This window comes from Thermoactinospora rubra (assembly GCF_002093975.1).
GTDB lineage: Bacteria > Actinomycetota > Actinomycetes > Streptosporangiales > Streptosporangiaceae > Nonomuraea > Nonomuraea rubra_A.
Genome location: NZ_KZ084330.1, coordinates 258,002 through 264,455, shown reverse-complemented (window position 1 = coordinate 264,455; position 6,454 = coordinate 258,002). Strand labels below are relative to the sequence as shown.

General features: G+C 72.5%; 7 protein-coding genes. 4 read left to right on the top strand and 3 right to left on the bottom strand.

Translation table 11 applies throughout. The annotated features are described in order from the left end of the window. Positions 1-156: 156 nt before the first annotated feature. The 3 genes from BSB02_RS11035 to BSB02_RS11025 all read left to right on the top strand — a co-directional run bounded on the left by BSB02_RS11035 (position 157) and on the right by BSB02_RS11025 (position 4,017). On the top strand, positions 157-2,208 hold the full coding sequence (locus BSB02_RS11035) for an LCP family protein (RefSeq protein WP_240506351.1): 2,052 nt from the start codon (positions 157-159) through the stop codon (positions 2,206-2,208). Between the two features lie 229 nt (positions 2,209-2,437). Continuing rightward, a complete protein-coding gene (locus tag BSB02_RS11030) occupies positions 2,438-3,787 on the top strand; it encodes a S8 family peptidase (protein WP_240506350.1) in 1,350 nt (449 codons plus the stop codon). A 5-nt stretch (positions 3,788-3,792) separates the two neighbouring features. After that, complete coding sequence (locus BSB02_RS11025) at positions 3,793-4,017, top strand: hypothetical protein (RefSeq protein ID WP_084958615.1); 225 nt, start codon at positions 3,793-3,795, stop codon at positions 4,015-4,017. Here the strand turns inward: BSB02_RS11025 and BSB02_RS11020 are convergent. Both BSB02_RS11020 and BSB02_RS11015 read right to left on the bottom strand, forming a co-directional pair. Next, positions 4,014-4,736 carry an ABC transporter permease gene (locus tag BSB02_RS11020; protein ID WP_084958614.1) on the bottom strand — a complete coding sequence of 241 codons (723 nt, stop codon included), beginning with the start codon at positions 4,734-4,736 and terminating at the stop codon, positions 4,014-4,016. The two genes, BSB02_RS11025 and BSB02_RS11020, sit on opposite strands and share 4 nt — an antisense overlap. Then, positions 4,729-5,430 carry an ABC transporter ATP-binding protein gene (locus BSB02_RS11015; protein WP_084958613.1) on the bottom strand — a complete coding sequence of 234 codons (702 nt, stop codon included), beginning with the start codon at positions 5,428-5,430 and terminating at the stop codon, positions 4,729-4,731. The genes BSB02_RS11020 and BSB02_RS11015 overlap by 8 nt, the downstream gene beginning before the upstream one ends. A gap of 54 nt (positions 5,431-5,484) precedes the next feature. Here BSB02_RS11015 and BSB02_RS11010 point away from each other — a divergent pair, with 54 nt between their 5' ends. Next, the gene (locus BSB02_RS11010; RefSeq protein ID WP_084958612.1) at positions 5,485-6,123 is read left to right on the top strand and encodes a TetR/AcrR family transcriptional regulator; all 639 of its coding nucleotides are present in this window, start codon (positions 5,485-5,487) and stop codon (positions 6,121-6,123) included. On the opposite strand, the gene BSB02_RS11005 is transcribed toward BSB02_RS11010, so the two are convergent. Continuing rightward, complete coding sequence (locus BSB02_RS11005) at positions 6,120-6,440, bottom strand: DUF4190 domain-containing protein (protein ID WP_084958611.1); 321 nt, start codon at positions 6,438-6,440, stop codon at positions 6,120-6,122. The two genes, BSB02_RS11010 and BSB02_RS11005, sit on opposite strands and share 4 nt — an antisense overlap. Between the last annotated feature and the right edge of the window lie 14 nt (positions 6,441-6,454).

The window sequence follows — 6,454 nt, the reverse complement described above, 5'->3', positions numbered from 1 at the left end:
AGGTACACCCCTTCCCGTCAGATCCACAGGTTTCGATCATTGCTCGTCACCGCTGGTTCATCTCAAATTAGCGACTTGTCTCGGATGTCCGTATATAGAGGCTAAAATCCTCCCCAGCATTTGGCCTGGTAGACCAACGCATGCAAGGGAGCCGGTGTGAGAGAGCGTCGCGGGGGAGGCACCGGCCGTGGGGGCCGCGCGGGCAGGAGCCGCGAGGCGGGCCAGGGAGGCGACGCCCGGCGCACCGGTCCCGGAGAGGCGTCCGGCGGCGACGTCCGCGGCCTCGCCGGAGCGGCCCCCGCGCCCGGCCGTGACGCATCGGCCGCCGGGGACGGGACCGGCCACGTCGACGACGCCCGGGCACCCCGCCACGGGTCCCACGCGCCGGGCGGTCAGGCCGACGCCGCCGGCGCGCAGGGCCCCGGCCCGGGCGGCACCGGTGCGACGGATCCCAGACTGGACCGCGTGACGGATCCGGGACAGGCCGGCGCCTCCGCGACCGCGCCCGGCGGCCGCCCGGGCAGGCGCCGCGGCAGGCGGACCCGCAGCGCGACAGCCGATCCCGCGAGCCAGGCCGGAACGGCCGGTCCCACGAGCCGCCCTCGCACGCCGCGCTCGACAAGCCACGCCGCGGCGGCCGGCTCCGCGAGCGCCCCGGGGACGCCTGGCCACCCCGGATCGGCGGGCCCCGCGAGCGGCTCGAAAGACGCCGCCCGCCGCCCCCGGCGGCCCCTCGGCTTCGCCCCCCGCTTCGCGCAGCCCATCACCCTCGGCTCCATCCTCGGCTGGACCGCGCTGTCGGCGATCGTCCCCGGCCTGGCGCACCTGCGGGCCGGACGGCGCCGCACCGGCTTCGCGCTCCTGGCCGCCTTCGGCGTCCTGCTCGTCGCCGGCCTGACCTACGGCCTGACCCGCAACCTCGACGACCTCACCGCCTTCGCCACCGGGGGCGCGCTCGTCACGGTGTCGGTCGTCGCCGGCCTCGGGGCCCTCGCCTGGTTCGCCCTCGTGCTGACCTCCTACATCGTGCTCGGCCCCGACCGGCTCGACAGCCGGGGGCAGATCGTCTCCGGCATCCTCGTCGGCGTGCTGTGCGTGGCCGTCATGGCGCCCTTCGGCCTGGTGGTCAACACGGCCATGACCGCGCGCGACCTCATGGCGTCGATCTTCAAGGAGGGCGGCTCCGACCCCGACGTGCAGAAGGTCGCCGAGCCGGAGAAGGACCCCTGGAACGGCAGGACGCGCGTCAACTTCCTGCTGGTCGGCGGCGACGGCGCGGGCAACCGCGTCGGCATCAGGACCGACAGCATGACCGTGGCGAGCGTCGACGTCAGAACCGGCAACACGGTCATGTTCAGCCTGCCGCGCAACCTCCAGCACGTGCACTTCCCGCCGAACTCGCCCCTGGCCAAGCAGTTCCCCAACGGCTTCATGGCCGAGCTGCCCAACGGCGGGCTGCTCAACGAGGTCTGGCAGTTCGCCAACGACCACCCCGAGATCATGGGCGGCAGGAACAAGGGTCCCCGGGCGCTCATGGACGCCATCGGCCACACCCTGGGCCTGCACATCGACTACTACGCGCTGATCAACATGTACGGCTTCGTGGACCTGGTCGACGCCATCGGCGGCATCAAGATCCGCGTCGAGCGCGACATCCCCTGGGGCGGCCTGTACGGCACGGCCGGCACGATCAAGGCCGGCTACCGGCGGCTGTCGGGCGAGGAGGCGCTGTGGTACGGCCGGTCCAGGGTCGGGTCCGACGACTTCTCCCGCATGAGCCGCCAGCGCTGCGTCATCGGGGCGTTCGTCCAGCAGGCCACCCCCGACAAGATCATCGGGAACTTCACCAAGATCGCCAGCGCCACCAAGCGCCTGGCCCAGACCAACATCCCCCAGGAGCTGGTGCCCGCCGTCGCCAAGCTGGCCGTGAAGGTCAAGAGCGCGCGCATCACGAGCCTGCAGTTCGTGCCGCCCGAGTTCTGGCCGGGCTCGGCGGACTGGGCCAAGATCCGCCGTGCCGCGAGCAAGGCCATCCAGGACTCGATGAAGCCCGCGCGCCGCAAGCTCGCCGCGAACGTCTCTGCCGCACCGGGCAGCCCCACGGCCTCCCCGTCGGTCTCTCCCACCCGCAAGCCGGCGCCGTCCCAGACGCCCACCCGCAACGACAACAAGTCGGCCAAGTCGCTGGAGGAGCTCTGCGGCATGTAGGGGCACGCCCGGCCGTCGGAGCGGACGGCCGGGGAAACGAGCCCGCTATCCAAGCATCCCCTTCCGCCAAATCTCGACGGGCCGAAAAGACGGCGCGCTAAATTCGCCTGCTTTTGCGGTATTCCAGCAGCTCACAACACCCCGGATCTGCTGGACGCCTCCCCGCGGATGAAGGAGTGTTGGGAGGTTCGATCCCTCCAAGAACACTCGGTGGTGCCTCATGCGGGTCATGATCCAGCTACGCCCCTCCCCCGATCTGGTCGCGGCCGTGGCCGAGCCCGGCCCGGCGCCCACCACGGCCGACGTCGCCGACGGGCTCCCGGGCGTGGAGCTCGACGCGGCCTTCACGCCCGTGGCGATCCCGCGTCCCGTGCCGGCCGCCGGCGGCGACCCCCTCTCCCTCAACCAGCCCCTGGACTTCTCCCTCGCCGCCGACGACGCGACCGTGCTCGTGCGCGGCACCATCGCCGACGACGAGCTGACCACGCGCCTGGCCCTCCTGCCGGCGCTGCGGCCCGACGTGGTCGGCGTCTACGCCGATCCGGTCGTCGAGTCCAGCCCCACGTGCGGCGGTGACGCGCCCGTGGGCGACTGGCGCGACGTCGAAAGCCTCCTGCAGGTCTCCACGCTGGCCGCCGAGGGGCTCGACGGCACGGGCGTGGCGCTGGCCGTCCTCGACACCGGCGTCAACGCCGCGCACGTGGCACGCCAGCTGGGGCGGGACGTGACCCTGGACGCCGAGCGCAGCTGGAACCCGGCGGGCGTCGCGGGCCGGCCCGGCGAGTTCGAGGTGGACCACGGCACGATGTGCGCCTTCGACGCGCTCATCGCCGCGCCGAAGGCCTCGCTGATCGACATCCCGGTGCTGCTGTCGACCCGGCCGGGCGGATCGGCCCTGGAGGGCCTGCTGTCGGACGCCGTGGCGGCCTTCGCCCACCTGCGCACGGTGCTGGAGGCGCAGCCCGCCGAGACCAGGGCGCTGGTGGTCAGCAACTCGTGGGGGTCGTTCTCCCCGCGCTGGGACTTCCCGGTGGGGCATCCCGGCAACTACTCCGACAACGCCGCGCACCCCTTCAACCTCATCGTCGCCAGCCTTGACCGGGCGGGCGCCGACATCCTCTTCGCCGCCGGCAACTGCGGGCGCGAGTGCCCCGACGGCCGGTGCGCCTTCCCCTCGCGGCCGATCGTAGGCGCCAACTCCCACCCGCGCGTCCTGTCGGTCGGCGGCGTGGACGTGACCGGGGAGCGGGTGGGCTACTCCAGCCAGGGGCCGGGACGGCTGGCGCTGCGCAAGCCCGACCTGTGCGCCTACACCCATTTCTCGGGATCCAAGGCGTTCGGCGAGAACGAGCCCGACTCGGGCACCTCGGCGGCCTGTCCGGTGGCCGCCGGGCTGGTGGCCGCGGTGCGCACCCAGTGGCCGGCCACGCGCCTGTCGCCCGCGCAGCTGCGGTCGCTGCTGCGCCGTACCGCCGACGACCGCAGCGACGTGGGCTACGACTTCGACTACGGCTACGGGATCCTCGACGCCGCCGGGGTCGTGGCCGCCTTGCGCCGCAGGGCCAAGCGCGTAGCGTAGATCCCATGATCCTCCTGACCGTACGGCTGCCGCCCGGCGCGTCGCTGCAGGACGCCGTCGCGCGGCTGAAGCTGGACCCCGAGGAGGTGGACACGGCCTACGGGCTGGTGCTGATCGACCCCGACCAGGGGCTGTACGGCCTGCGGGTGTCGGAGAAGGCCTGGCGCGAGGGGGCCTTCTCCGACCCGGCCATCGAGCCGTACGGCCCGCCGGAGGACGACGGGCGCTAGGAGGTCGCCCGGCCGAAGACGCGGGTGCCGGCCGCCAGCCCGGCCGCGGCGAACACGACGGTCACCGCCGTTCCGGCGATCACCGGCCCGGTGAGGTAGTGGCCGGCGAACAGCGCCCGCAGCGCCTCGACCGTGTGACGGAACGGGCTGGCCTGCGACAGCGCCTCCAGCCACGGCGGGGCCATCGACATCGGCAGGAAGACCCCCGACAGCAGCATGACCGGCACCACCGCCGTGGTCATGACGGGCGCGAACAGGTTCTCGTCCAGCGTCAGCGCGACGGCGTAGGACAGCGCGGCCAGCCCGATGCCGGCCACGAGCATCAGCAGCAGCCCGGCGAGCACGCCCGGCAGGGGTGCGCGCAGCCCGAAGGCGTAGCCGGCGGCCACCAGCAGCGCGGTCTGCAGCAGCAGCCCTGCCATGTCGCTCAGCACCCGCCCCAGCAGCAGCGACACGCGGCTCGCCGGGGTGACGCGGAGCCGTTCCAGGACGCCGAAGCGCCGGTCGAAGACGACGCCGAAGCCGGCCAGGCCGGCGCTGAGCAGGGCCAGCTGCACCATCAGGCCGGGAACGAGGGTCTGCCACGTGCCGACGGCCACGAACAGCGGGCCGAACAGCGCCAGGAACAGCAGCGGCTGGATCAGCGCGACGAGCAGGCCCAGCCGGTGGCGGTGAGCGAGCCGCAGGTGGTGGCGCAGCAGCAGCCAGGTCTCACGCACCGACGGCCTCCTGGTAGGTCTCCAGCAGGCTCCGCCCGGCGGTGAGCTCTTCCGGCGTGCCGGAGGCGACGATCCGCCCGCGATTCATGATCAGCAGCCGGTCGCACAGCGCCTGCGCCTCCTCCAGCAGGTGGGTGGACACCACCGTGGTGATACCCAGGCCCTTGACGTGCCGCCACAGCGTGGCGCGGCTGTCGGGGTCGAGGCTGGCGGTGGGCTCGTCCAGGAACAGCACCCGCGGCCGGTGCAGCAGGCCAAAGGCCAGGTCGAAGCGGCGCCGCTGGCCGCCGGACAGCTCCGCGCCGGTCCTGGTCTCCAGCCCGGCGACGCCGAGCAGCTCCAGCACCTCGCCGACGCGGCGCCTGGCCTGCCCGGCCCGCATGCCGTACAGCATGGCCTGCAGGACGAGCTCCTCGCCGAGCGGGCTCGTCAGGCCCGAGCCGCCGTGTTGCGAGACGTAGCCGATGCTCCGCCGTACGCCCTGGGGGTCGGCGAGCAGGTCGTGGCCGGCCACGGCGGCGGTGCCGGCGGTGGGGCGCAGCAGCGTGGCCAGCATGCGCATGGCGGTGGTCTTGCCGGCGCCGTTGGGGCCGAGCAGCCCGGCGATCTGCCCGGCCTCGACCTCCAGGTCCAGGCCGGCGACGGCTTCGACGCCGCCCTTGTAGGTCTTCCGCAAGCCGTGTGTTCGGATCACAGAAGTTAGAGTAACACCAAATTTGGTGTCACTGCAAAGTTGTAGCATGACCACATGGCGGAAGGGCTGCGTGAGCGCAAGAAGCGGGAAACCAGGCAGCGGATCTCCGACGTGGCGACCGGGCTGTTCCTGGCGCACGGGTTCGACAAGGTCACGGTGGCCGACGTGGCCCGGGCGGCCGACGTGTCGGTCAACACGGTGTTCAACTACTTCGGCACCAAGGAAGAGCTGTTCATGGACCGGCGCGCGGAGGCGGAGGACGTGCCGAGCCGGGTGGTGCGCGAGCGGGGGCCGGGCGAGAGCGTGGTGGCGGCCTTCCGCCGCGAGTTCCTGGCGGCGATCGAGGCGCAGGACTGGCGCTACGGGCTCAACGAGGGCGCGGACGAGTTCGAGCGGGTCGTCGCAGGCAGCCCGTCACTGACGGCGCGGATGCGCGAGATGGAGGAGCAGCGCCGGGAACGGCTGGCGCGGACGCTGGCGGAGGAGACGGACGCCGAGCCCGAGGACCTGAGACCACGCCTGGTGGCGGCCCAGATCCTCGAGGCCACGGGGCTACTCGCCCGGCAGGCCGTGCGGCTCAGGATGGCCGGCGAGAGCTGGGGGCGGATCGCGCCCTGGCTGCGCGAGCAGGCCCAAGCCGCCTTCGATCTGCTGGAGAAGGGGATCGGCGACTACGGGGCCGGCTCGCCCTAGAAACCGCCGCTGGTGCTCGCGGCGATCACGGCCAGCACGATCCAGAGGATCCCGAAGACGACCCCGATGATGAGGAAGATCGTGCCGATGATCCCGCAGATGCGGCCGGCCTGGACCATGCCGCGGTTCTCGTAGATCTGGCCGCTGCCGTCGATCTCGCGCAGCGCCTTGTTGCCCATGTTCCAGGCGAACGGGCCGAGGAAGCCGCACACCACGATGCTCAGGATGCCGAGCACCAGGATCGTGGTGCCGTTCGGGTGGGTGAGTGGGCCGCCGTACTGCGGGCCGCTGCCGTACTGCGGCGGTGGGTATGACATGTTGATTTGCCTTT

Coding starts and splice junctions, on each gene's coding strand:
- BSB02_RS11025 (WP_084958615.1), top strand. CDS start 3,793: ATGATCCTCCTGACCGTACGGCTGCCGCCCGGCGCGTCGCTGCAGGAC.
- BSB02_RS11030 (WP_240506350.1), top strand. CDS start 2,438: ATGATCCAGCTACGCCCCTCCCCCGATCTGGTCGCGGCCGTGGCCGAG.
- BSB02_RS11010 (WP_084958612.1), top strand. CDS start 5,485: ATGGCGGAAGGGCTGCGTGAGCGCAAGAAGCGGGAAACCAGGCAGCGG.
- BSB02_RS11005 (WP_084958611.1), bottom strand. CDS start 6,440: ATGTCATACCCACCGCCGCAGTACGGCAGCGGCCCGCAGTACGGCGGC.